We start from the raw sequence: 24724 nt of genomic DNA on the forward strand, positions 1-24724 counted from the left end.
TTACTCTATAAATCCGTTTCTGTCAATTATTTCCTTGCTGTTTTTTCATTTCATCAAGGAGGGAACCGCGCCTTTCAGCTTTTCGATCAGCGCGAGAGACTCCTCCTTCGAGCTTCCGCTGGCGGAAAGATAGGCTTTGATCTTCGGCTCCGTCCCGCTCGGGCGGATGATCACCTTGCCGCCGTTTTCCAGCCGGTATTCCAGCACATTGGATTTCGGCAGATCGATCTTTTGGCCGCCGCTGGTCACGGAGGCTTCGTAATCGCTCCATCCGGATACTTTGAACCCGGCGATCCCGGCGGGCGCGTTTTTGCGCAGGGAATCCATGATGGCGCCCATGCGGAGCATTCCGTCCTCGCCTTCAAACCCGAAATTCATCAGCGCGTTTTCATAATATCCGTATTTTTGGTACAGGGCCTCCATCGCGTCGTACAGCGTCGTTCCCTTTTCCCGGTAGTACTGCGCCATCTGGCAGATCAGCATGCTCGCGTCCACCGCGTCCTTGTCGCGGACATACCCGCCGGAAAGGTAACCGTAGCTCTCCTCAAATCCGAAGAGATAGCGGCCGGTTTCTCCGGCCTGTTCCAGCAGGGCGATCTGGTCGCCGATATATTTGAACCCGGTCAGAACGCGCCGCAGTTCAATTCCGTAATGCTCCGCGACGGGCGTCGCCATATCGGTGCTGACGATGGTCGTGACCGCGACCGGCCGTTCCGGCAAAGTTCCTTTTTCCTTTTTGCTGCGCGCGATGAAATCAAGCAGCAGGACGCCGACCTCGTTTCCGGACATCAGGACGAATTCGCCGTTCCGGTTCACCGCGATGCCGCAGCGGTCGCAGTCCGGGTCGGTCGCCAGCAGCAGGTCCGGCTGAACCTTTTCGCACAGCTCCAGCCCCTTTTGCAGCGCCTCCCGGATCTCCGGGTTCGGGAACGGGCAGGTGGTGAAATTTCCGTCCGGGAACTCCTGTTCCGGCACGACCGCCACTTCCCCAACGCCGATCATTTGAAGGATGCGCGTGACACAGACGCGCCCGGTGCCGTTGAGCGGCGTGTAGACGACCTTCAGCCCCGTGCACGGCTCGGAGAAGACGCGCTGCTTCATCACCTCGTCGAGAAAACGGTCGGTCACGTCGTCCGGAATCAGGGAGACCAGTCCCTCGGCCTGTGCCTTGCCGTAATCCATGCGTCTGATATCATGAAACACGTCGAGCTTTTCGATTTCTGCCAGGACGTCGTCCGCCATCTTCAGCGTGATCTGGCAGCCGTCATCGCCGTACACCTTGTATCCGTTGTACTTTGCCGGATTGTGACTCGCCGTCACGCAGATGCCCGCGTCGCAGCGAAGGGTTCTCACCGCCCACGAAAGGGTCGGCGTCGGGGAAAGTTGCGGATAGATGTGGGCCTTCACGCCGTTCGCCGCGAGCACGGCCGCCGCCTCCCGGGCAAACAGGTCCGATTTGATCCGGCTGTCATAAGCAATGGCCGCGGAAGGGTGCTCTGCATGCTTTTTCAGGTAATTCGCCAGCCCCTGCGTCGCTTTCCGCACCGTATAGACATTCATCCGGTTGGTTCCGGCGCCGATTACGCCGCGCAGCCCTCCGGTCCCAAATTCAAGATCCCGGTAGAAACGGTCGTTGATCTCCTCCGGACTGTTTTTGATCTCTTCCAGTTCCTTCTTCAGGTCCGGGTCATCCAGCGCGTTTTCCAGCCATCTTTCATATTCGCTCATATCCTTGTTCCTTTCCGTACAAATTCGGCATATTCTGTTACAGGGCAGCCTCAGACCCTGAGAATATTGGTTACGATCCCCGCGGGGGTGATGTCCAGTATCCCGTAGGTCCCCGTGCTGCCGCAAAGCGAGCCCGGATTCATGAGATACAGCCCGTCCCGATACTCGGTCAGCGCCTCGTGCGTGTGGCCGAACAGCAGAATATCCGCCTTGCGGCTGCGAGCCGCGGAGATAATCTCATACATGCCGTACTTCACATTGTAAGTATAACCATGGGTATAGAAAATATTTTTTCCGGCCAGCGTGGTGAACCCTTCCGCCGGCAGCATGCTGCCCCAGTCGCAGTTCCCGCTCACCATCAGAAACATCTTATCGCGGAAGCTGTCCCGCGCGTCCGCGGCCTCTTCCTCGCCGTCGCCCAGGTGGATGACAACCTCCGCCCGGGGCTGCTTCAGGATCGCCGCACGAAGAGAATAGGAATCCCTGTGGGTATCCGATACTACCAGAATTCGCATGGAAAGACCTCCGGAACCGCCCTTTTCGGGACGGGTATATATTATTTAGGCATCGCATAAAGATATAGCGGGGTGATGTTATGCAAAACAGCGCGGAAAACCGTCAGTTGCTGGAATCCCTGATGAGCCAGCTCGGTCCGAAGGATCGGGAACGGGTCAAATCACTTCTGGCCGATAAAGGCGCCTGCGAAAAGATTTTGAATTCGCCGGAAGCGCAGGACCTGATCCGCAAGTTCAAGGGAGGAAAATAAATGGAAGATCTTTCCTCCATGCTGAACGACCTCCTGAAAAATCCCGAAAGCATGGAGAAAATCAAAGGCCTGGCGAGCATGCTGGGCGGAAGCGGCGGGTCCGGGTCCGGACCCGCGCCCCCGCCCGATGAGACTCCTGCGGTGCCCGCCGTGCGGGACAGCCGCGCCCCGGAGGGCGTGGATCAGGATTCGCTGCGGATGATCATGAAACTCGCCCCCATGATTTCAAAGTTCCGGCAGGAAGACGACAGCACACGGCTGTTGCGGGCGCTGCGCCCCTTTTTGAACGAAGAAAAGGGAAAAAAGCTGGATCAGGCAATCCGGCTGATGCAGATTGTGCGGATGATCCCATTGATCCGGCGCAGCGGGCTTTTGTGAGGTGAACCATGCCAGGAAATCGAAACGGGGATTCCTATAATTTTCAGAGTCTTCAGGAAGAAGCCGTCAAACGTGCGCGGGAGATGCAGGCGAGGGCGCATTTTCCGGCCCCGGACACTTCCATGCCGGCCGGAGCGCGTCCTGCGCAGGAAGTTTATCCCCATTCAGAACAGCTTCCCATCCATGAAAAGGCCCCCGCGCCTCCGCCTGCCCCGCCGCCTGTGCCGGAACCTGAGGAACCGGCGGAAGACGCCGGCCTAGGTCTGCTTGATACTTTGCTCAAAGACAACGAGCGCACCCTGATCTGGGTCCTCCTTCTGATCCTGCTGGAGGAAAAAGCGGACACGGCGTTAATCTTCGCCCTGATGTATCTCGTAACATAACCGCCGGACATCACCCCCGGACGGGCCAAACCGCCGACAAAATCACGCGGCCTCAAAATTGGCGCGATTTGCGGCGGTTTGCAATTCCCGCCCGGTTTTTTTTATTCGGACAGCGCTTTCACCGCGTAAATATACTGCTTCTGCGTGGAGGGGTCCGTTTTCAGGTCGTATTCCATGTATTTGACAGGCTTCGGCGTCACATTGGAGGATGCCGAACCGGACTGCGCGCGGGTATCGTCGCTCGGCGGCACGTAACCCACCTTCAGGACAACAATATCGTCCTTTTTCTTTGCGTTCTCGGTGTAGGGGGTGTAGGTGCTGTCAAGCGAATAAAGGGCCACATGGAACTGCGCGTTCTGCGAGTCGTACTCAAAAAAGGTTTCCTCCTCAGGGTTCTTCGGCTGAAGCTGGCAGTCGGGGCCGAAGAGCTGGCGGCAGGCATCCACGACATCGCCGAGCGGGACAATCGTTCTTCCGGCGTCGTCGTAATCGGTATAGTTCGCCGCGCTGTCGCTCGTCATGCACTGCCACAGGGAAGCGTTCAGCACAAAATCCGAATCCGCCTTGTCGGGGGAGGAAAACGGCTGCGGATCCTGCGCGACGGCCACCGTCAGGAACTGGTCGTACTGGCGCAGCCCGGTGTCATCCGTCAGAGCGGAATGAATCTTTGTGCCGATTGTCGTCGCGAGAAAGCCCACGCCCACGAGTGCCAGGATCAGGACCACCGAACCGACAAAGATCCCGTAGCGATGACGGCCGCGGCGTCTTGGCTGTGGGCGCGCTGGCGCCGACGCGCCCAGGCCGTCGTCCCATTTCGTCAGCAGGCGCTCGTCGTCGATTCCATCGCTTTCCGGCAGGAAATCATCAATTTCCGTTTCGTTTTCCAGCCTTGCGCGGCGCGCGGCAGTGGATGCGGAGGGCCGCTTCTTTCCGTTTGCCGAGGGCGACGGTACGGATTGTTTCACCCGCTGCGCAGAAGCCTGAGGTTTCTGCTCCTCTTTCGGCATGGATGCCGAAGGTCTTTGTTCCGGCTCCGGCTTCGGCTTTGAAGCGGGAGTCTGTCCCTCCCCCGGTTCCGGAACTGTCTTTCGGGTTTTTTCCTCCGGCGGGGCCTTTTTGTTTCCGGGCGAGTAGGAGGAACGGTAGTCCGCGGAGTACGACTGCGGGTTTTGGTTTTTGTCTTTCGTATCCATGGTATTCTCCCTTATTCTAACGAGTCTGGCCGCTGCCCGTCACGACGAATTTCCACGAGGTCAGCTCAAAGGCGCCCATCGGACCGCGCGCGTGCAGCTTCTGGGTCGAGATGCCGATTTCCGCGCCCAGGCCAAACTCCCCGCCGTCGGTAAAACGCGTGGAAGCGTTGACATAGACGGCCGCCGCATCCACCGAAGCCGTAAAGCGCCGGGCGTTCTCATAGCTGTTTGTCACGATCGCCTCGCTGTGCCCGGTCGAATAACGCGCGATATGCCGGAGCGCTTCGTCCATATCGCCGACCACGCGGACTGCGAGGATATAGTCGAGGTATTCCGTAGCCCAGTCTTCCTCCGCCGCGGGCACGACACAGTCCCCCAGAATCGCCCTGGTTCGCTCGCAGCCGCGAAGCTCCACGTTCTTTTCGTCGAGCTTCGCCTTGATGGCCGGCAGGGCCCGCTCCGCGATGTCCCGGTGGACCAGGACGGTTTCGATCGCGTTGCAGACGGAGGGCCGGGAAGTCTTGGCGTTGTAGATGATCTCAGCCGCCATTTCAACATCCGCCGAATCGTCCACGTAAACATGACAGTTTCCCGCCCCCGTCTGGATCACCGGGACGCGTGAATTTTCAACGACCGAGCGGATCAGCCCCTGCCCGCCGCGGGGGATCAGCACGTCGATATAGCCGGTCAGCCGCATCATTTCCACCGCGGATTCCCTCGACGGGTCCCGCACCAGCTGAATGCAGTCGGGGTTCACTCCGCAGGACTCCAGCGCGCCGCGCATTGCCCGTGCGACCGCCTCGTTGGAACGCAGGGCCTCCCTGCCGCCTCTCAGGATGACCGCATTTCCGGCCTTCAGGCAGAGCGCCGCGGCGTCCGCCGTCACATTCGGACGCGCTTCGTAGATCATGCCGATGACTCCGATGGGTACGCGGATCTTTTCGATTTTCAGCCCGTTCGGGCGGACAAACCCGGAGACCACCTGCCCGACCGGGTCGGCCTGCATCGCGACCGAGCGGATCCCGTCCGCCATGCCGCTCACCCGCTCTTTGGAAAGCGCCAGCCGGTCCATCAGCGGCGCGCTCATATGGTTCCGTTCGGCCTCTTCCAGATCCGTCCGGTTGGCGGCGAGGATCTCCTCTCCGGCGTCTTCCACCGCCCGGGCCATGGCGAACAGCGCCTTTTCCCTGAGCTCTCCTGCGGCGGCCAGCTCCCGGGCGGCAATTTTCGCTTTTTTCCCCATTTCCTCCAAAGCAGTCATTTCATTCTCTCCTGTTTGCTGCATTTTCCTTGTTCTATTCTAGCCGATTTTTTTTCCGAAAACTGTCCCAATTTGCGCGCCCTCGAAAAGGTCGTACAATTTTTCGGGGTACGCCCCGCTGATAATGCAGCAGGGGATTCCCGCCTCGTTGACGAGGGCGGCGGCGTCCACTTTGGTGCGCATCCCGCCGGTTCCGCGCCGGGAACCGGTCCCGCCCGCCAAGGTCCGGATCTCGTCCGTCACCTGCGGCACGAACGGAATTCGTTTCGCATTCGGATTCACGGACGGGTTGCCGTCATAAAATCCGTCGATATCGGTCAGGATAATCAAAAGGTCCGCGCCGATCAGGCGGGCGACGATCGCCGAAAGAGTGTCGTTGTCGCCGATCTGGTTCCCGACCAACTCGTCCACGACGACGGTGTCGTTTTCGTTGACCACCGGGATGATATCCATTCCGATCAGTTCCTGAAAGGTGTTTTCCGTATTCTTCCGGGTGGATTCACTGGCGGTCACATCGCCGGTCAGCAGGACCTGCGCGACAGTTCGGTTGTATTCTCCGAAAAATTTGTCGTAGATAAACATCAGCTCGCACTGGCCGACCGCGGCCACCGCCTGTCGCTTTTCCGTCTCCTGCGGCCTCTCCCGCAGGCCGAGCTTCCCGACGCCGACGCCGATCGCCCCGCTGGTGACCAGCACGATTTCCCTCCCGGAATTCTGCAGGTCGCTCAGAACCTTGCACAGGCGCTCAATCCTGCGCAGGTTCAGTTTTCCGTTCTCATAGGTCAGCGTGGAAGTCCCCACTTTGATCACAATTCTTTTCGCCTGAGTCACTGCCGACATAATTCTGTCCTTTCTTTCCCTTTCATTCCGCTAAGATTATAGCATAATTTCCGGCAAGATTGAACGCGTTTTGCTGAAATTGGGTCCCACCCCAAAGGAATCGCCGCCTGAGGGTAAAAAATCAGTCACAATTTGTGCAAAGTAAATTACAGGTTGATATATCCAACAATTTGTTCTCTGAAAGTGTACGATTATCGAGTAAACTCATTTCAAGGAGCTGATATTATGATTTTCGATTTTGGCTATCGTCTTCGCGAACTGCGGGAAAACAAAGACCTGACCCAAACCCAGGTAGCAAAAAGGCTGAACCTTTCCAAAACCACGATCAGTGGCTATGAGAACAATATTAAAACCCCGTCGCTGGATGTTTTGGTTAAACTCTCCATCCTCTACGGCGTATCTTCCGATTATATCCTGGGCCTGGAAAACCGCAAGCTGCTGCAGATTGACGGCCTTACGATGAACCAGGAAGAAATTTTGAAAATGATTCTGGGTGAGTTCCGAAGCATGAACAAAAAGGCGCCCGCCGCAGACAAGTAACAGAAAAGCGCAGCCGTAAGACTGCGCTTTTTCTTTCGTCTATCTGGGCTGCCTCGGTTTCCCGAAACTTGGCTTCGGACCGGAATGGCCCCGGTCGTCATGCCTTGGCGCGGGCCTGCGGAACGGCCGCGGCTCCGGGTCATTCTCCGGGACCAGGCCGTCCACCTCGATCAGAGCGTCGCGGCGGGAAAGATTCAGCCTTCCCTTGTCATCGATATTCAGCACCTTGACCATGACCTCGTCGCCGATATTGACGACGTCCGTCACCTTTTCGACCCGTTTGACGTCAAGCTGGGAGATGTGCACCAGGCCTTCCTTGCCCGGCGCGATTTCCACAAACGCGCCGAAATCCATCAGACGCGTCACTTTTCCGTTGTAGATGGAGCCCGGCTCCGGATCGTTCGCGATGGTGTCGATGATGCTGATCGCGCGCTTGCAGTTGTCGAGGTCGATGCCGGAAACATAGACATGCCCGTCTTCCTCCACATCCACCTTGACCTCGCACTCGGCGCAGATCTTCTGGATCACCTTTCCGCCGGACCCAATCACTTCGCGGATCTTCTCCAGCGGGATCGAGATGGAAAGCATCTTCGGCGCGTATTTGGAAAGCTCCTTGCGGGGCTCCGGAATCGCCTTGAGCATAATGTCGTCAATGATGTAATCCCTGGCTTTGTGCGTTTTGTAAAGGGCCTCGCGCACCATGTCCGGCGTCAGGCCATTGATTTTCAGATCCATCTGGATCGCCGTAATGCCGGCGTGGGTCCCGGCCACCTTGAAGTCCATGTCGCCGAAGAAATCCTCGACGCCCTGAATATCCACCATGGTCATCCAGCGGTCGCCCTCGGTGATCAGCCCGCAGGAAATGCCCGCGACTGGCGCTTTGATCGGAACGCCCGCGTCCATCAGCGCCAGCGTGGAACCGCAGATAGAAGCCTGCGAGGTCGAGCCGTTGGAGGAAAGGACCTCCGAGACAAGGCGCATGGTGTACGGGAATTCGTCGACCGACGGAATCACCGGCAGAAGCGCGCGCTCCGCGAGGGCGCCGTGGCCGATCTCACGCCGTCCGGGTCCCCTGCTGGGTTTCGTCTCCCCCGTGGAGTAGGAGGGCATATTGTACTGGTGGATGTACCGCTTTGTCTCCTGCTCGTCGATGCTGTCGAAGTTCTGCATGTCGCTCATAGGGCCGAGGGTCGCGACGGTGAGGACCTGGGTCTGCCCGCGGGTGAACATGCCGGAGCCGTGGACCCGCGGCAGCAGGCCGACTTCCGCGGAAAGCGGGCGGATCTCGTTCATCTTCCGGCCGTCGACGCGCTTCTGTTCATCGAGCAGCCAGCGGCGCACCACGTATTTCTGCGTCTTATACATGCATTCGTCGATCTTGGCCTGCTGGTCGGGATAGACCAAATCGAATTTTTCGTGGACCTTGTCGTAAACCGGCTGCAGACGCTCGTCGCGGACGTTCTTGTCGTCTGTATCCAGCGCGGCGCGGACGTCCTCCAGCGCAAAATCCTTGATTGCGTCCAGCATTTCCTGGTCCGGCTCGTTGCTGGGGTAGGAGAATTTCTTCTTGCCGATCTCCGTCTTGATGGAATTGATGAACTCGATCATCGCCTGATTCGCCTTGTGCCCGGCCATGATGCCGTTGTACATGACGTCGTCCGGAATCTCCTCCGCGCCCGCCTCGATCATGGCGATGCGGTCGGCGGTCGAAACGACCGTGACGGCCATTTTGGACTTCTTCCTCTGCTCGCTGTCCGGATTGATGACGAATTCCCCGTCCACATATCCGACGGAGACGCCGGAAATCGGGCCGTTCCATGGAATGTCTGAAATGCTGATCGCGATGGACGTGCCGACCATCGCCGCGATGTCCGGCTCACAGTCGTGGTCGACGCTCATCACGGTGCAGACGACGGAAACGTCGTTGCGCATGTCCTTCGGGAACAGGGGGCGGATCGGGCGGTCAATCATGCGGGAGGTCAGGATCGCCTTGTCGGTCGGCCGGCCTTCCCTCTTCAGGTACGAGCCGGGAATCCTGCCGACGGAATAGAGTTTTTCCTCAAAATCGACGGAAAGCGGGAAAAAATCCACGCCCTCGCGCGGTTTTGCGGAAGCGGTGGCCGCCACGTGGACCACCGTCTCACCGTAGCGGACCAGGCACTCGCCGTTTGCAAGCTGGGCCATCTTGCCCGTTTCCACCACAAACGGCCGGCCCGCAAACTCCGTTTTATACACTTTGTAATTCTCAAACATGAACGTCTCTCCTCCGTTGCGTCTCCGGACAGCGGGTACGGCTGATTTAGCAATAAAACCGGCGTCCAGCCGGCCGCGCGGGGCGTCCGTTTCACTGCTAAATTCCCGTATTTCCCTCTCTCCGGAGACTTCTCATAATAAGCCTAAAGGCAGGCGGTAAGAACCGCCTGCCCTGAAGTGTAAATTATTTGCGGATTCCCAATTTTTCAATAATGACACGGTACCGGGAGATATCGCTCTTCTGCAGATAGTTGAGCATGTTTCTTCTCTGGCCCACCATTTTCAGAAGCCCGCGGCGGGAATGATGATCCTTTTTGTGGGCCTTCAGGTGCTCGGTCAGAGCGTTGATCCGGGTTGTCAGAATCGCGATCTGAACTTCCGGCGAGCCGGTGTCGCCCTCGTGCAGCGCGTATTGTTTGATGATTTCCGTTTTTTCTTCTTTCAGCATAACTGTTCCACCTTTTCATCAATTTCCCACATTCTCAGAACAGGGCCGGTGAAATCCCCACGCACGGGGCGTTCCCCCTGATCCGGGAAAGGGGCGTTTGGATTCTTGGTTCCATAGATTTAGATTATAGCACAGCAAAATGGTTTTGTAAATGAAAACTTACAGTGCGCCTCCGGCCTGGACGGCGCTCTTAAATGCGCCTGGCTGCGGAAACATCCTGCGAAAAAAATTCTCTCGCCTGCGCGCCGTCGCGCAGAATCTGCGCTCTCAGGTCCTCCAGCGTGGGAAACCGGCGCTCCGGGCGGAGAAAACGGAGCAGCTCCACCCGGACGGTCCTTCCGTAGAGCTCACCGCCGCGGTAATCAGGCATCCAGGTTTCCGAAAGCGGCTGGTCGGAGCCGACCGTGGGCTTGACTCCCACATTGGTCACCCCGGCATACCGTTGATTCTCCACAAGAACCTGTGAAACATAGACCCCGAACTTCGGCTGGACGAAGCCCTTCGGCAACTCCTGGTTCAGGGTCGGGGTGCCGAGCGAATGTCCCAGCCTTCTGCCCCGGCGGACCGGCATGCAGTAGCCGAACGGGCGCCCAAGCAGCTTGGCCGCCTCGCCGGCCCGTCCGGCTTCCAGCAGACCGCGGATGCGGGTGGAGCTGACGGGCGTGCCGCCCACCATCACCGCCTTGGCAACCGAAACGGCGACTCCGCGCGCCCCGCAGAGCCCAGCCAGCGTGGAGCTGTCCGCCTTTCCGCCGCGTCCGAACGTAAAATTGAAGCCGCAGCAGACTTTTTTCGCTTTTAAGCAGCCAATGAGAATCCTGTCGACAAATTCCTCCGCGGAAAGATCCTTCACGGCGCGGAATTCCAGAATATACAGCTGTTTCACGCCCATGTGCTCCAGCACGGCGATTTTATCTTCCTGCGACAGCAGCCGCCCGCCGGCTCCTCCGCCCAGGTCCGCAAGCGGGTTTTCCGCAAAGGTGAAAACAGTGGGCAGAAGCCCTTCCGATGCTCCGTCCAGCGCGAGGGAGATCACTTTCCGATGCCCCACATGCAGTCCGTCGAAATTCCCCAATGCGACGGCGCTGTCTCCCTCGGAGGGCGTCAATGTTCGATCAATTTCCATGCTTATTTTTCTCCAAAACAAAAGGATTTATTCTGTGCGGCAGCGTGCCGCTGGCCTCCGGCCGAATGCAAACCGTCGACCGCGGCTGAAAAGCTGCAATCAAATTCAGGTTTTCGCCCGGCGCTCCGGCACCCTTCCCCTCGGCGGCGGTTTCGTTTGGAGGAAGGTCCACACAAGCCTCCGAAAAACGGGCCGGGGCGAATGGAAGGTCAAAACGCTTTTTCCGGCGAAAGCCGTGTTCGCCCCCCGCCGGGCGCGGAATGTTTATCCGCCGGGAAACAGCCTCAGCACGCGGAGCCGGCCGTTCTCGGCGCGGCCAAGCCCGAGAAATCCTCCGGCCGGGTCTTTCACACGGTAAACGGAGCCTTCGCCGGGCGCGGTCCGGCGAAGCGCAGTCCGTTCCAGATCCAGCGCTCCGCCGTTGAGGAACCTCACCGACTGCGCCGGAGACACGCCGACGGACGGCAGATCGGAAAACAGCGTTTCCACCGGCAGGACGCGTTCCTCCAGCCGCCCTTCGGCCGCAAGCTCTTTCGCCCGCGGCAGCGTGATGCAGTCAGAAACCGTGAAACCCGAGGCGCGCGTTCTGCGCAGGGAGGACATTGCGCCGTATGTATGCAGCGCCTCCCCCAGGTCCGCGCAGACCGTGCGGACATAGGTGCCCTTCGAACAGGCGATCCGGAGCGCGCCGGAACGCGCCGCTTCGTCATAGGACAGCAGCTCCAGCCGGTAAATCGTCACCGGACGCGGTTCACGCTCGACCTCGATCCCCCTGCGGGCCAAATCGTAAAGGCGCTTTCCGCCCACGCTGACCGCGGAAACCATCGGCGGCACCTGCAGAATATCGCCGCGGAAGGCGCCGAGCGCCGATTCCACCTCTTCCGCCGTCGCGCCGTGTCCGCTTTCGGCGACGGTCTTTCCCGTCGTGTCCTGCGTGTCCGTCGCGATCCCAAGACGAAACCCGGCCTCGTATTCCTTGTCGGTGTCTGGCAGCAGCGCCTCCGCGCGCGTCGCGCAGCCAAGCAGCAGAGGCAGCACGCCCGTCGCCATCGGGTCCAGCGTGCCCGTATGCCCGATCCGCTTTTCGCGGGTCAGGCCGCGCAGGACGGCAACCACGTCAAAGGAGGTAAAACCGGCGGGCTTGTCCAGAATCAGAATTCCATTCATCCATGCGTCTCCAGATAATTGCGCACCGCGCCGAGCATCTGTTTTTTCGCCTCTTCCAGCGGCAGATCCAGCGTACACCCGGCGGCCCCTTTATGGCCGCCGCCGCCGAACCGCTCACAGATTTCGGAGGCGTTTGCGGGCGGCAGCGCCCGCAGCGACACCTTCCATGCGCCGTCCGCTTTTTCCCGCAGCGTCACGCCGATCAGAACGCCCTCGATTCCGCGCGGAATCGTCGCCAGGCCGTCCAGGTCGTCCTCATTCGCGCCGGATTCGCGGATCATCCGCCTCGATATGACGATCACCGCGGTTTTTCCACCGCAGTCATACTGGATGGAATCCAGTACCCTCCGCTCCATGTCGAGCCTCGCGCGGCTTTTGGTGTCGAACATCTTCCTGTTGATCGTCGGAGCGTCGATCCCCGTTTCGACCAGGTCCGCCGCAATGCGGTAGGTCCGCGGGGTCACGTTGATGTACTTGAAGCATCCGGTGTCCGTCGTGATCCCGGTGTAGAGCGGCGCGGCGATGTCCGGCCCGATCGCGACGCCCAGCTCCCTGAGGAGATCATAGATGATCTCGCAGGTCGCCGCCGCCTTCGGGTCCACGCAGGTCTCGGCGGCGTACCCCGTGTTGGACGGGTGGTGGTCGATGCAGAGCTCCACCCTGCCGCCCCACTGTGATTTCAGCGGCTCGCCGAGCAGGTCTTCGTCCGCGATGTCCACCGCGGCGACAAGGTCCGGTTCAAAATCGTCGTCCGGCAGATCCCGGAACAGGAAGTCGTATTTCGGCCCGATTTCGTCGGAGCAGCGGATCGCCGCGCGCTTCCCCATCCGCCGCAGACCGCGGCACAGCGCCGCGGCGCTGCCGAGCGTGTCCCCGTCCGGGAACTGATGGCTCAGGATCAGCACCCGCCCGGCTCTTCGCAGACGTTCGGCCGCTTCCTTAATCCCTATCATTCCGCTCCTCCTTCAAATCGTTGAGAATCCTGGAAATGTTCGCGCTGTATTCGATCGAATCCGTGGGCTTGAAGATCAGTTCAGGGACCTTCCGCAGGGACAGGCGGCTTCCCAGCTCGTGCCGGATGAAGCCGGAAGCGGATTTCAGGCCTGCCGCGGCCTCTTTCGCACGGTCCATTCCCTCCATCGCGCTGATATACACCGTTCCGTAGGACAGATCGCTCGTCACGTCGACGCGGACGATGCTGATCAGCCCCCGGACCCGCGGGTCTTTCATCTCGCGGAGAATCGCCGTCAGCTCGCGCTTGATATCCTCCGTCACACGTCCCAGTTTATGTCCGGCCATAAAAAATCCCCTCCTAATCAGGATGATGCGCCCACTGCGGACGCGCAGCGTCTTTCGCGCCTTCGGCGGACCTCCGGTCGGGACGCGCCTACGGCGTCCATGACTTTAGTCTTCCCGGAGTATTCCCCCGTACTCCTCCGTTAAGCTCAACAGTCGGGTAGCCCCGCGCTTGTGGCGGACGCACACGTCTTTTCACAGCGTCCTTTCGCGCCTACGGCGTTCTCCACTTTCGCTTTCCGGAAGCATTTTCGTACTCTCCCGCCAAACAAAGCGGACGGGTTTTCACCGTTCCAAACGGCGGGGCGTGCGTGCAGGCTCAGCTTGCTACTCCTTGTATTCTTCCATTTCGAAGGCTTCGAGGATGTCGCCTTCCTTGATATCGTTGTATTTCTCCAGTCCGATGCCGCAGTCATAGCCTTCCGCGACTTCCTTCGCGTCGTCCTTGAACCGCTTGAGGGACGCGATTTTGTCCTCCGCGAGGACGATGCCGTCGCGCACGATGCGGATCTGCGCGGTGCGCGTGATCTTGCCGTTCGTGACGTGGCAGCCGCCGATGGTTCCGACGCTGCTGATGCGGTAGACCTGGCGGATCTCCGCCTTGCCGAGCTGGGCTTCGCGGAACTTCGGGGCAAGCATGCCCTTCAGGGCGTCGCCGATCTCGTTGATGCAGTCGTAAATGACGCGGTAAAGCCTCAGGTCGACGCCGTCGCGCTTCGCGTTCTCCTCCGCGACCGGGTCGGGGCGCACGTTGAAGCCCACGATGATCGCGTTGGAGGCCGAGGCCAGCATGACGTCAGATTCGTTGATCGCGCCGACGCCGCTGTGGATCACGTTGACGCGGACCTCTTCGTTCGTCAGCTTCTCAAGCGACTGGCAGACCGCCTCGACGGAACCCTGAACGTCCGCCTTGACGATCAGGTGCAGCTCCTTCATGTCTCCCTGCTGCATCTGGTCGAACAGGTTGTCGAGCGTGACCTTGGTCCGCGCGTTGAATTTTTCTTCCTTCTGCTCGTTCCGGCGCTGGTCGACCAGCTCGCGCGCAAGGCGCTCATCCGAAACGGCATTGAAGATGTCGCCGCCCGTCGGCACGTCGTCCAGGCCGGTGATCTCCACCGGAACGCTCGGCCCGGCGGACTCGATCGTCCTGCCGTTCTCATCGGCCATGGCGCGCACGCGGCCGACCGTGGTGCCGGCAACGACGATGTCGCCCTGGCGCAGGGTGCCGTTCTGAACCAGAACGGTCGCGACCGGCCCGCGGCCCTTGTCGAGCCGCGCCTCGACGACCGTGCCCTTTGCGGCGCGGTCCGGGTTCGCCTTGAGCTCCTTCATGTCCGCGACCAGCAGGATCATCTCAAGCAGCTCGTGAATTCCGGTCTTCTGCACCGCGGAAACCTGTACGCACGGGACGTCCCCGCCCCATTCCTCCGGCACCAGGCCGTATTTCGTCAGGCCTTCCATGACCATCTGGGGATTCGCGCCGGGTTTATCCATCTTGTTGATCGCGACGATGATGGAAACCTTTGCGGCCTTCGCGTGGTTGATCGCCTCCACCGTCTGCGGCATGATGCCGTCGTCGGCCGCGACGACCAGGACCGCGATATCCGTCACCTGCGCGCCGCGCGCGCGCATGGTGGTGAAGGCCTCATGGCCCGGGGTGTCCAGGAACGTGACGTCGCGCCCTCCGACCTTGACCTGGTAGGCGCCGATATGCTGCGTGATGCCGCCCGCTTCCGTCGAGGTGACGCTGGTGTGGCGGATCGCGTCGAGCAGGCTGGTCTTGCCGTGGTCGACGTGGCCCATCACGACCACGACCGGCGCGCGCTGCACCAGATTGTCGTCCTTGTCCTCGCTGTCGTCGATGATCCTCTCCTCGATGGTCACAACGACTTCCTTCTGCACCTTGGCGTGGAACTCCATCGCCGCGAGCGAAGCGGTGTCGAAGTCGATCACGTCGTTGACGGCGGCAAACACGCCCATGCCCATCAGCTTCTTGATGACCTCCGCCACGGTCGCCTTCAGGCGCGTGGCCAGCTCGCCGACCGTGATCTGCTCCGGGATCTGCACGGTGATCGGCTTGGTCTTGCGTTCCAGCGCGATGCGGCGCAGGCGCTCGGACTCCGTCTCCCTGCGGGCACCCCTGGGCCTGCCGCGGTACTGGCTGCTGCGCTGGGTCAGCTTCTGCTTTTTCACCGTGTTGTCGTTCGGCTTTACCTTCTCCGAGGCGAGGCGGTCGTATTTCTCGTTGTATTTGTCCAGCTCCACATGGGAAGCGTGGGTATCCACGATCCTGCCCGCGGGCCGCTGAATGGAATTGTTCCCATTCCCGCCGCCCTCCAGCCGGATGCTGTTCTGCGGGGCGCGCCGCTGCGGCTGCGCCTTATGATCCTTCTGCACGTTCCGGTTCCCGCCGGAAGCCTGCTGCTGCGCGGGGCGCTGATGGAAATTGCCGCGCTGCTGTTGCTGCTGCTGCGCGGGGCGCTGACCCTGCCGCTGGCGGTTGTCGGGAGGCTGCGGCCTGCCGCCGTTTTCGGGCCTTTTTCCGTCGCTTCTGCGGGGCGCTGAGGAGGAGGAAGCAGCAGGGACGGGGCGGTGAGCGGGCGCCGGGGAAGCCGGTTTCGCCGCGGTTGGCGCGGGCTGGGTGCGGACCGCCACGTCGGGGCGTTCCGGTTCCACCACAACCGGTTTGCGCTTGCTGGCCTCCGCGAAATACGCGTCCAGGCTGTTCGTGTTGTTTTTCTGGGTAAAAGATTCAAACACGACGTCCAGCTCGTCTTCCGTCAGGGCCGTCATATGTTTTTTTGTTTCGCCGGTGTATTTCTGCAAAGCATCGATCACGTCCTTATTCGGGACGTCCAGGTCCTTCGCGACCTCGTGAACCCTGTATTTAATCATCATAGTACGAATTCCTCCTCAATCTTCCGCGTTCAGCGCGAGCAGCTTCTTTGCAAATCCTATATCATTTACCGCAAGTACCCCCGTCCTTTTCCCAATGGCACAGCCGATTTCATCCATGTTCGCACGAAGAACCGCCGTTTCCGCCTTTCCCCTCGCCGCAGCCTCGCTGACCGCGCGGGCCGTGCGCGGGGAAAGATCCGACGCAAGCAGAACGAGCGGACATCCTCCGCCGAGCGCCGCCTCGCACGCGGCGTCGCTCCCCAGGCTGAGTTTTCCGGCCTTCCTCGCAATCCCCAGCAGGGAAAGCAGCCTACGATTCATTCCCGTTCAGTTCCTCCTCCAGACGGTCATACACCTCATCCGGGATCCGGCAGGAAAAAGCTTTTTCCAGCCGTCTGGCCTTCCGCGCCGCCTTCAGGCAGTCCGCGCTTCTGCAGACATAGGCGCCGCGCCCGGGCTTTCGGCCGGTCAGGTCCAGCGAAATCTCGCCCTCGGGGGATTTCACCACCCTCACAAGCTCCTTTTTCGGCTTCATCTGCCCGCATCCCGCGCACATGCGCAGCGGCACTTTTCTTTTCTGCATCGCAACACGCCCCCTTCGGCAGTCGTTCCCCGATTATTCTTCCGCGGGTTCCTCCGCCGGCTCCTCATAGAATCCGCTCTCCGGCTTGATGTCGATTTTCCAACCCGTCAGCCTTGCGGCAAGGCGGGCGTTCTGGCCTTTGTTTCCGATCGCGAGCGAAAGCTGGTCGTCCGGGACCGCGACCCGGCACGCGTGGGAGCCGTCCTCCGCCGGAACAACGTCCACAACGCTGGCCGGGGAAAGCGCGGAGGCGACGAACTGCTTCGGGTCGTCGCTGTACTGGACGATATCTATTTTCTCGCCGCTGAGCTCCGCCACGATGCGGTTCACGCGCATCCCCTTCGCGCCGATGCAGGAGCCGACCGCGTCGACGTCCGGGTTGTGGCTCAGGACGGCGATTTTCGTGCGGGAGCCCGCCTCGCGCGAAACCGCCTTGATCTCGACCGTCCCGTCGTAGATTTCCGGCACCTCCGCCTCGAACAGGCGCTTGACCAGGTCCGGGTGGATCCGGCTGATGATCGCGCGCGGGCCCTTCTCCGTCTCCTTGACGTCCGCGACGTACACTTTGATGTGGTCGCCTTCCCTCAGCTTTTCGCCCGCCACCTGCTCCGACTTCGGCAGCACGGCCTCCGCCTTGCCGATCGAAAGCGTCGCGGCGCCGGAGCGGGGGTCGACCTGCTCGACCACGGCGCTGACCAGTTCCTGGTGCTTGCTTTCGAATTCCTGCAGCATGCGGTCGCGCTCGCCGTCGCGGATGCCCTGGCGGATGATGTTCCTCGCCGTCTGCGCGGCGATGCGCCCGAATTCCTTCGTGTCGAGCGGAACGGCGACCTTTTCTCCGGCCGCGGCCGCGGGATCGATTTCCCTTGCTTTTTCCAGCGTGATTTCCTTCCCTTTGTCCGTTATGTCCTCAACGACGGTCTTGCGCAGGTAAACCTCGAAATTTCCTTTCGCCTGGTCCACGTTCACCACGCAGTCCTCGTTGCCGTAGCTGTTTTTGCAGGCCGTGACGATCGCCTTTTTGATCCGGTCCACCATAAAATCAACCGAAATGCCCCGCTCTTTTTCCAGCAGGTTCAGGGCGTCAAAGATTTCGCTGTTCATTTTTCCTCATACTCCTCCAATTCATCCTCTTCCAGCAGCCGCACCCAGGCAGTGTCCCGAAGGGACAGGCGGGCCGTTTCCCCGGACTCGGCCCGAAGCGTCAGCTCTCCGCCGCCGTATCCGGCAAGTTCCCCCGTAAAATCCCTGGTTCCGTCCGGCAGCGGCCGGATCAGCCTGGCCGCCACGCGGGAGCCCAGAAAGGCCGTAAAATGTTCGCTTCGCCGCAGTTCCCGGTTCAGTCCGGGGGAAGAAACCTCCAGGCAGTAGGGTTCGCGGATCGGGTCAAGCTCGTCGAGCGGCCCGTTGACCGCGCGGCTCAAAGCCTCGCAGTCGTCGATGCCGACCCCGCCGGGCTTGTCGATAAAAATCCTCAGGTACCAGGCGCCGCCTTCCTTTTCATACCGGACGTCCCAGACCGAGAGGCCGAGCCGCTGCGCGAACGGCAGCGCAAGACGCCAGACCGCGCCGGCAACGCCGCCCTCTTTCCCTTTTCCCGCCAAAACGCTTCACCCCGCTATACAAACAAAAGAGCGGGTCGCCCCACTCTTTCATCCCATCATTCATATACTTTTGCTATTTTAACACATAAAAAGTAAAATTGCAAGGGAATTCCGAGAAAGATTCCGCTATTCCTCCATTTGCTTTCCGAGAAAGGCCGCCGCGACCTGCACCAGCTTCATTTTGGTTTCGTCCGGGGCCGCCTGCGTGTCGTCCTCCAGCAGGATCACGGCGCCCGTCACGTCGCTGGAAGCCAGGATCGGGCAGACGACGCTCGCCATGCGGTCGATCCCCTCGATAGGCTGCAGCTTTTCGCCGCTGGTGTTGATGAAGGTCCGCCGCGACTGCATGCATTCCTCCAGCTCCGGCGTGACGCGGCGCTCCAGGTATTCCTTGCGGGATACTCCGGCCGCGGCAACGACGTGGTCCCGGTCGCAAATCAACATAGGCAGGCCCGCCGTGCGGTTTAAAACCTCCGCATACTGGAAAGCAAACGTGGAGAGCTCCCCGACGGGTGAATATTTTTTAAAAATGACTCCCCCCTGCGAATCCGTGTAAATCTCGAGAGCGTCTCCCTCGCGGATTCGCAGAGTTCTGCGGATCTCCTTCGGTATTACAACACGACCCAAGTCGTCAATCCTTCTTACGATTCCTGTGGCTTTCAAAATTGATTTCCCTCCTATGTGGTGATTTACAACCATATTATCCGCAGGAAAGGGCTGACTATGCAGGATTTAACAAGGTTGTTTCTGGAAATTGATAGCAGCATTTCAGCGGGGCGCGGGGCTTGTAAACCGGCCGAAAGCGGTTTATAATAATTTATATTTTAAAAATATTTTAAAAGAAAAGCCGTATGGCATTCCATGATGGAGGGTTCACCGTGAAAAAAACTGCCGGATTCCTTGCCGCCGCGCTTGCCGCGTGTCTTCTGGTCCTTTCCGCGTGCTCCGCACGCACCCCGATTTCAAGCGATGATTTTCAAAAAAAAGCCGAGGCTCTGGGGTACAAGGTGTCGCAGGACTCTTCCTCCTCCGGTTCGGACGCAAAAACGCTGACCGCCGCCAAAAGCGATTCTGACACGCAGATTACTTTTACCACGTTTTCAGACGCTTCCGCGGCGCAGGAACAGTACGCTTCGCTGAAAGAAAGCCTGAAGGCGACGGGCGGGACAAGCACGGTCGATTCGGACTCCTACAACAAATACACCGCGCAGAACGGCGAGATCTATTATACCCTGGTCCGGATGGGCGATACCCTTCTTAACTGCAAGGGCACGGTCGGCAAAAAGGACGAAATCGACAATTTCGTCAAAGAGATCAAATATTGAGGTTTTCCCGCAAGAGGAAAAGGCGCGCCGGGCGGCGCGCCTTTTTTGATACCCCTTTTCACAACAAAAAACATCCGGGCCCGGCGGGCGGAAGGAGGACAGTGGTGCAGGCTGTGCTCCCGCCCCGCCGGGCTCCGGCTGCCGCAAGGCGCAAAAAAACGCCGTACACGGAAATCAATCCATATACAACGCCAACAAAACACACGCAAATCCAACCGATACCCCCTGTACAAACGGACGGACAGGCGGTATAATAGGAACCGCAATGCGCTGATGATTCAGTTGTGTATGGAGGTCATTTCTCCGTATGCAGGAGGCCGGTGCGCCAACACCTGTCTCCGCATTGCACTTTTTGTGCCTCACAGTTAAATAATACCACTTTCCCGTTTGAAGTCAAGGGAAAACCGGCAAATTCCGGCAAAATATGGGAAATGGAACTTTCAGCCGCCGCGCTTCGGCGCCGGCAGTATAAAAAGAGGAGGAACCCCACCGGGCTCCTCCTCTTTTTGCGGCTTTTTTCAGTTTTTGACTTCCGTCACGGTTCCGGTTTCCGTGTCCAGGCTGAAATAATAGGCCGGGTAGGAGCTGCTGTCCCCCACGCTGCGCATCTGCTGCGTCCGGTACAGGATCGCCCCGTCCTTGTACGACGCGGTCACGGCCGTGCTCCCGCACACGCCATGAAACGCATCCATGCTGCAGACTTTTGTTTTACCGGTTCCGTCCAGCCTGATTTTATCGATTTCAACCAGAGGGCTGATGTAATAGACCCAGTCCCCCGCGATGCACGGGCAGAGGACGATATCGTCAACAATGACTTTGTCCCCCGTCCCGTCCTTTTTCCTGACGTGCAGCTTGTATTCGTCCTTGTTGCTGTCGTAGGCTTCCCAGACGCCGTCCGTGCTGATTTCGTACCCGGTGTCGTAGTTCTTCGATTCCACGCTCGGAGCCGTCGAAGAGGCGACCGAAGCCGCGCTCTGCGAAACGGCGCTTTGAGAGGAATCCGGCGCGCCGCTCTGAGCCGCTGTCTCCCGACTGACCGCGGAACCTGCGCTTTGGCTTGAGCCTTCCCGGCTGGAAGAACTTCCGTTTCCCGCCTGCGCGGTTTTCCCCCCGCACCCAGACAGGAGAAGGAAAGCGGCCAGCGCCCCGGCAATCACTCCGTTTCTGATCTTCGTATGAAAACCCCCATCTTTGAATTTATTACCATTATAGCACTTTAAGCCGCAAACGGGTAAAAATCCCGCCGGGAGTTCCATTTTATTTTTCTTCTATCAGTTTTTGCGCCCGCCGGAACAGCTCCGGCTGGATCTCCGGATAAGTCAGGCTGTCCGGATCGGGAAAATCGTCCCTCAAAGCAATTTCCGCCATCTCAAACTTCGGAAGCGGGCCGAACTCCCCGATCTCCGCAAAATAAAGCATCCCGAACAGTTCTTTCCCGCCGTTGACCGCGCCCGTTACGGAATACACGCAGACCCGGGTGAGCGCGTACCGGAGGGCCCCGGTCTCCTCGAACAGCTCCCTCCGGGCGGCGTGCCCGATCTCCTCCCCCGGCTCCCGGTGCCCGCCCGGCACTTCCCAGGTCTTCCGGTCCCGGTGCCGGCAAAGCACCCATTTGCCGCGGCAGCGGGCGACGATCACCGCGTATTTCAGCAGGGACGGATCGACATTTTCATAAAACCGGACCAGGGTATCGCTTTTCTCCATTTAAAACACCCTTCCCCCGGCAAACCCGGCGAACGCCATCGACAGGATGCCGACATATAAAATCGAAGCGGGCAGGCCGCTGAACGCCTCCGGCATGTCCGGGTTGCGGCACTTCGCCTCCGCGTGGGTCAGGACCGCCGACGCCAGATAAAACGCGGCCCCGGTCCCGACCGCGTACCCGGCGGCCTGGACCGGGTCAAGCGAAAAGCCGCGCTGCGCGTAGGGCATGGCCAGCACAATGGTGTTCATCGCGGACGGGGCCAGAAGCGGCCCGATCTTTTTCATGGCGCGGGCGGGAAGGACGGCGCGCATCAGAAGGGAGGTCAGAAGATACGCGGCCGCGGCCGCCGCGGCGAAACAGGAGGACCGCAGGATCGCTTTCGTTCCGTACGCCGGCAGGAACGAATTCAGCCAGACTCCCGCAAAGGCGGAAAGCAGGGTAAACCAGGTGATGAGCAGGGAGTAGATCCCGATGGAGGCCGGGCGCTGCGCGGCGCGCAGCGCCCGGCTGAACCCGGAGCCGCCCACAAAAAGAAGATTTTCCGCGCCGACCGCCAGAAGGGCGGCCAGAACCAGCTTCAAAAACATCACGGCATCCTCCTTTTCATCCGCTCCGCGCTCCTGCGGGACCTCAGGCGGTTGATCCACTGGATCAGCGCCGCCAGGAAGCCGAGCAGCAGAAATCCGGCAAACGGCAGGTCCGCCGCGCGGCCGACCGCAAAACCCGTTCCGCCGGGAAGGCCGGCTCCTCCCATCCAGGCTCCGCGCAGCACAGCGATCAGAAACGCCGTCACCGCAAATCCGGCGGAGCAGCCCAGCGAATCCGCCGCGACCGCCAGCGCCACGTGCTCCGGCGCATATTCCTCCGCGCGGGAAAAGACGACGGAATTGCAGATCATCAGCCCGGCCGCCATCCCGAGATTCGAGACGGAGCCGGGCAGCAGCAGGTCCGTCAGGAACCCCGCCGGAACATAGAGCGCGGCGGAGACCAGCAGGACCAGGCCGGGCCGGAACCAGCGCGGGACCAGCATCCCCGTCAGGCAGAGCAGGAGCGACGACGGAAGGGACAGCGCCAGAAACAAAACGGAAAGCGCCGCCGCGTTCTTCACGTTCCATGCGGCTGCGGCGATCGGATACATGCCGAGCGCCCCGATCAGGACGGGATTGCGGAACAGCAGCCCGTTAAAAAAGATCGGGCCAGCGCCGTGCGGCAAAAGCCTTTTATCCTTCATGTGGTTTCCCCTCCCAGCCGCGCAGGCGGAACACGGCGGAATCCATCAGCGGCGCGACCGCATCGGCCATCAGCAGCGCGAAGCACGCCCCCTGCTCATAGACGCCGAACCAGCGGAACGCCATGGTCACCGCTCCCGCAAAGGCGCCGTAAAGGCACCGCCCGGGAAACGTGCGCGGCGACGTGACCGGATCGGTCACCATGAACACGGAACAGAAAAAAAGAGAGCCGGAAAGAAGCTCGTATTTGACGGAAGTCAGCGGGCTGCACAGGATGCGCGGAAACAGCGCCGCGGCCAGAGCGGCCGCGCCGAGAAAGCAGACGGCGGCCTCCGGTTTCGCCGCCCTGGTGAGAAAAAGCAGGATCCCGCAGGCTCCGATGATCAGGACCCCCGTCGCGCCGAGCGGCCCGGGGAAATTCCCCCACAGCATGTTGAACGGGAGAATGTCCGGCTTGAACCCCTGTTTCAGCACCGCCGCCGGTGACAAAGCCGTGCCGAACGAGCCGGCCCCGAACGGCGGGAACGAGGCGGGAGCGGACGGGTCGAAATAGGAAAAGACCGTCTGCGGCCAGCAGAGGGCGGCAAACGCCACGCCGGCGGCGGCGGGATTGAACGGGTTGCGCCCAAAGCCGCCGAACGGCTCCCTGACCACAAGGACGGCGAAGGCGGACGCGGCGCAGGGAAGCCAGAGCGGCGCGTTCAGCGGCAGGAGCATCGGGATCATCAGCCCCGTCACCAGGACGGAAATCTCCGTTACGGAGATGCTTTTCCCGCGGATCAGGCAGAACAAAATATGGCAGAAAACAGCGGTCAGCATGGAAGCTCCCGCGGCAACCAGGGGGCGGGGCCCATAACGGATGACGGGAATGATCAGCAGGGCCAAAAGGGCGAGCAGCACGCTGCGCATCATGGAAAAGACCGTGAATTCGCCTTTTATATAGGGAGAGCCGGCATTTTTCAGCATCATGGATCTCCCCTGCCTTCCTTGATTTTGATCGCGCGCCCCACTGCGGCCGCCAGATCGATTTCCGACGGGCAGACGACGCTGCACGCCCCGCACCGGATGCAGCGTTCCACGTTAAACAGCCGGAACGGGTCCGGCGAGCCGGATTCCAGCTGCTGCAGGATCATCCACGGGATGATGCCGCGCGGGCAGGCGCGTTCGCACCGTCCGCAGCCGACACAGGGCAGCGCCGCGCGCCGGGGCAGGCGTTTCATCGCGAGGATGCAGCGGGTCGCCGTCGTCACCGGTTCGGAGAGATCGGTGACGCTTCTTCCGTTGACCGAGGAGCCGACCACCACCGCCGCCGTTTCGGGAAGCGGATTCCCGGCCGCCAGCACGTCCCGCAGCGGCGTGCCGATGCGGACCCGGCAGTTCACCCAGCGGGCGGCGCCGTCCCCGGCCACGGTCACCACCGTCTCGCTCTGCGCCAGCCCGCGGGAAGCGGCGGCCGCTAGCGCCAGGCAGGCCTGCGCGCCGACCAGGCAGGCCGCTTTCCCTTTCCCGGAAAACTTCCTGCGCAGAAGCGCCGCCGCCGGGTAGCGGTCCCCCGCGGTCAGGAACTCCACGGCCGTACAGGCTTTCTGCGCGCGGCGGATCTCTTCGCGGGACGCGGCCGCGATTTTTTTGGAAACCGCTCCGCACGCCAGCGCCGCCAGATTCAGTCCGGCCAAAACCTGAGCCGGATTTTCACGGAACACCGCCTGACCGGCGGAGGTCATCGGGTCTTCGTCGAAGCAAGCGGCGACCAGCACCGGCGCGTCCGCCGCCGCAAAGCGCGCCAGCTTCTTCCCCAGCGGCTCCCCGTCGAGCTCGTCCACGATTCCGGCCATCTCAGCCGCCCCGATGATTTTCGCCGCGCCCGCCTTTTTCCGCAGCGGAGCGAACATCTTCGGCGCCGGCAGCTTTTTAGGGGCGGGGATCGTGATGATTTGTTCTTTGAGCGAAGGTTCCTTCGCCAGATCCAGTTTGACTCCGCGCGGCATTGCACCGTACCTC

At 60.6% G+C, this 24724-nt stretch carries 28 protein-coding genes; 5 read left to right on the forward strand and 23 right to left on the reverse strand.

Going from position 1 to position 24724, the window contains the following annotated elements; genetic code table 11:
• Positions 1-45 precede the first annotated feature (45 nt).
• Positions 46-1728 carry a phospho-sugar mutase gene (locus EQM14_RS15855; protein ID WP_128744128.1) on the reverse strand — a complete coding sequence of 561 codons (1683 nt, stop codon included), beginning with the start codon at positions 1726-1728 and terminating at the stop codon, positions 46-48.
• A gap of 50 nt (positions 1729-1778) precedes the next feature.
• Positions 1779-2243, reverse strand: a complete 465-nt coding sequence (locus EQM14_RS15860; protein WP_128744129.1) for a YfcE family phosphodiesterase — start codon at positions 2241-2243, stop codon at positions 1779-1781.
• Between the two features lie 80 nt (positions 2244-2323).
• Between EQM14_RS15860 and EQM14_RS16485 the strand changes: the two genes are divergently transcribed.
• The 3 genes from EQM14_RS16485 to EQM14_RS15870 are packed head-to-tail and all read left to right on the forward strand — an operon-like array spanning position 2324 to position 3255.
• The gene (locus EQM14_RS16485) at positions 2324-2494 is read left to right on the forward strand and encodes a hypothetical protein (RefSeq protein ID WP_164919118.1); all 171 of its coding nucleotides are present in this window, start codon (positions 2324-2326) and stop codon (positions 2492-2494) included.
• Positions 2495-2872 (forward strand): hypothetical protein, encoded by a 378-nt coding sequence (locus EQM14_RS15865; RefSeq protein ID WP_128744130.1) that lies wholly within the window; start codon positions 2495-2497, stop codon positions 2870-2872. It begins immediately after the preceding gene.
• A gap of 8 nt (positions 2873-2880) precedes the next feature.
• The gene (locus tag EQM14_RS15870; RefSeq protein WP_128744131.1) at positions 2881-3255 is read left to right on the forward strand and encodes a hypothetical protein; all 375 of its coding nucleotides are present in this window, start codon (positions 2881-2883) and stop codon (positions 3253-3255) included.
• Positions 3256-3356: 101 nt separating this feature from the next.
• Here the strand turns inward: EQM14_RS15870 and EQM14_RS15875 are convergent, their stop codons facing one another.
• The 3 genes from EQM14_RS15875 to proB are packed head-to-tail and all read right to left on the reverse strand — an operon-like array spanning position 3357 to position 6549.
• Positions 3357-4448, reverse strand: coding sequence for a hypothetical protein (locus EQM14_RS15875; RefSeq protein WP_128744132.1), 1092 nt, complete (start codon positions 4446-4448; stop codon positions 3357-3359).
• A 16-nt stretch (positions 4449-4464) separates the two neighbouring features.
• Entirely contained in the window at positions 4465-5709 is a 1245-nt protein-coding gene (locus EQM14_RS15880; RefSeq protein WP_128744133.1) for a glutamate-5-semialdehyde dehydrogenase, read from the reverse strand.
• 39 nt (positions 5710-5748) lie between these two features.
• A complete protein-coding gene (proB, locus tag EQM14_RS15885) occupies positions 5749-6549 on the reverse strand; it encodes a glutamate 5-kinase (protein ID WP_128744134.1) in 801 nt (266 codons plus the stop codon).
• 225 nt (positions 6550-6774) lie between these two features.
• On the opposite strand from proB, the gene EQM14_RS15890 reads away from it, so the two are divergent.
• Positions 6775-7089 (forward strand): helix-turn-helix domain-containing protein, encoded by a 315-nt coding sequence (locus EQM14_RS15890; protein ID WP_128744135.1) that lies wholly within the window; start codon positions 6775-6777, stop codon positions 7087-7089.
• A gap of 39 nt (positions 7090-7128) precedes the next feature.
• On the opposite strand, the gene EQM14_RS15895 is transcribed toward EQM14_RS15890, so the two are convergent.
• From EQM14_RS15895 to EQM14_RS15950, 12 genes are all read right to left on the reverse strand, one after another.
• Positions 7129-9342: a polyribonucleotide nucleotidyltransferase gene (locus EQM14_RS15895; protein ID WP_128744136.1), complete on the reverse strand. Its 2214-nt coding sequence runs from the start codon at positions 9340-9342 to the stop codon at positions 7129-7131.
• 184 nt (positions 9343-9526) lie between these two features.
• Positions 9527-9790 (reverse strand): 30S ribosomal protein S15, encoded by a 264-nt coding sequence (rpsO, locus tag EQM14_RS15900; RefSeq protein WP_128744137.1) that lies wholly within the window; start codon positions 9788-9790, stop codon positions 9527-9529.
• A gap of 190 nt (positions 9791-9980) precedes the next feature.
• Entirely contained in the window at positions 9981-10916 is a 936-nt protein-coding gene (gene ribF / locus EQM14_RS15905; protein ID WP_128744138.1) for a riboflavin biosynthesis protein RibF, read from the reverse strand.
• A gap of 264 nt (positions 10917-11180) precedes the next feature.
• On the reverse strand, positions 11181-12083 hold the full coding sequence (truB, locus tag EQM14_RS15910) for a tRNA pseudouridine(55) synthase TruB (RefSeq protein ID WP_128744139.1): 903 nt from the start codon (positions 12081-12083) through the stop codon (positions 11181-11183).
• On the reverse strand, positions 12080-13036 hold the full coding sequence (locus tag EQM14_RS15915; protein WP_128744140.1) for a DHH family phosphoesterase: 957 nt from the start codon (positions 13034-13036) through the stop codon (positions 12080-12082). Before EQM14_RS15915 ends, truB begins: the two co-directional genes overlap by 4 nt.
• On the reverse strand, positions 13023-13382 hold the full coding sequence (gene rbfA / locus EQM14_RS15920) for a 30S ribosome-binding factor RbfA (protein ID WP_128744141.1): 360 nt from the start codon (positions 13380-13382) through the stop codon (positions 13023-13025). Before rbfA ends, EQM14_RS15915 begins: the two co-directional genes overlap by 14 nt.
• A 324-nt stretch (positions 13383-13706) precedes the next feature.
• The gene (infB, locus tag EQM14_RS15925; protein WP_128744142.1) at positions 13707-16277 is read right to left on the reverse strand and encodes a translation initiation factor IF-2; all 2571 of its coding nucleotides are present in this window, start codon (positions 16275-16277) and stop codon (positions 13707-13709) included.
• 15 nt (positions 16278-16292) lie between these two features.
• The gene (locus EQM14_RS15930) at positions 16293-16598 is read right to left on the reverse strand and encodes a L7Ae/L30e/S12e/Gadd45 family ribosomal protein (protein WP_128744143.1); all 306 of its coding nucleotides are present in this window, start codon (positions 16596-16598) and stop codon (positions 16293-16295) included.
• On the reverse strand, positions 16588-16860 hold the full coding sequence (gene rnpM / locus EQM14_RS15935; protein ID WP_128744144.1) for an RNase P modulator RnpM: 273 nt from the start codon (positions 16858-16860) through the stop codon (positions 16588-16590). The genes EQM14_RS15930 and rnpM overlap by 11 nt, the downstream gene beginning before the upstream one ends.
• Positions 16861-16893: 33 nt before the next feature.
• A complete protein-coding gene (nusA, locus tag EQM14_RS15940) occupies positions 16894-17964 on the reverse strand; it encodes a transcription termination factor NusA (protein WP_128744145.1) in 1071 nt (356 codons plus the stop codon).
• A complete protein-coding gene (rimP, locus tag EQM14_RS15945) occupies positions 17961-18464 on the reverse strand; it encodes a ribosome maturation factor RimP (RefSeq protein ID WP_128744146.1) in 504 nt (167 codons plus the stop codon). The genes nusA and rimP overlap by 4 nt, the downstream gene beginning before the upstream one ends.
• A gap of 126 nt (positions 18465-18590) precedes the next feature.
• Complete coding sequence (locus tag EQM14_RS15950) at positions 18591-19127, reverse strand: stage V sporulation T C-terminal domain-containing protein (RefSeq protein WP_128744147.1); 537 nt, start codon at positions 19125-19127, stop codon at positions 18591-18593.
• A 215-nt stretch (positions 19128-19342) separates the two neighbouring features.
• On the opposite strand from EQM14_RS15950, the gene EQM14_RS15955 reads away from it, so the two are divergent.
• Positions 19343-19789: a hypothetical protein gene (locus EQM14_RS15955; protein ID WP_128744148.1), complete on the forward strand. Its 447-nt coding sequence runs from the start codon at positions 19343-19345 to the stop codon at positions 19787-19789.
• A 518-nt stretch (positions 19790-20307) separates the two neighbouring features.
• On the opposite strand, the gene EQM14_RS15960 is transcribed toward EQM14_RS15955, so the two are convergent.
• The 6 genes from EQM14_RS15960 to EQM14_RS15985 are packed head-to-tail and all read right to left on the reverse strand — an operon-like array spanning position 20308 to position 24711.
• Entirely contained in the window at positions 20308-21045 is a 738-nt protein-coding gene (locus EQM14_RS15960; RefSeq protein WP_128744149.1) for a hypothetical protein, read from the reverse strand.
• A 1-nt stretch (position 21046) separates the two neighbouring features.
• Positions 21047-21493: an NUDIX hydrolase gene (locus tag EQM14_RS15965; RefSeq protein ID WP_128744150.1), complete on the reverse strand. Its 447-nt coding sequence runs from the start codon at positions 21491-21493 to the stop codon at positions 21047-21049.
• Positions 21494-22081 carry an Rnf-Nqr domain containing protein gene (locus EQM14_RS15970; protein WP_128744151.1) on the reverse strand — a complete coding sequence of 196 codons (588 nt, stop codon included), beginning with the start codon at positions 22079-22081 and terminating at the stop codon, positions 21494-21496.
• Positions 22081-22725, reverse strand: coding sequence for an Rnf-Nqr domain containing protein (locus tag EQM14_RS15975; RefSeq protein ID WP_128744152.1), 645 nt, complete (start codon positions 22723-22725; stop codon positions 22081-22083). The genes EQM14_RS15970 and EQM14_RS15975 overlap by 1 nt, the downstream gene beginning before the upstream one ends.
• Positions 22715-23692 (reverse strand): RnfABCDGE type electron transport complex subunit D, encoded by a 978-nt coding sequence (locus EQM14_RS15980; protein WP_128744153.1) that lies wholly within the window; start codon positions 23690-23692, stop codon positions 22715-22717. The genes EQM14_RS15975 and EQM14_RS15980 overlap by 11 nt, the downstream gene beginning before the upstream one ends.
• The gene (locus tag EQM14_RS15985) at positions 23689-24711 is read right to left on the reverse strand and encodes a 4Fe-4S binding protein (RefSeq protein WP_128744154.1); all 1023 of its coding nucleotides are present in this window, start codon (positions 24709-24711) and stop codon (positions 23689-23691) included. The genes EQM14_RS15980 and EQM14_RS15985 overlap by 4 nt, the downstream gene beginning before the upstream one ends.
• Between the last annotated feature and the right edge of the window lie 13 nt (positions 24712-24724).

Origin of the sequence: Caproiciproducens sp. NJN-50 (genome assembly GCF_004103755.1) — a bacterium.
Classification (GTDB): Bacteria; Bacillota; Clostridia; order Oscillospirales; family Acutalibacteraceae; genus Caproicibacter.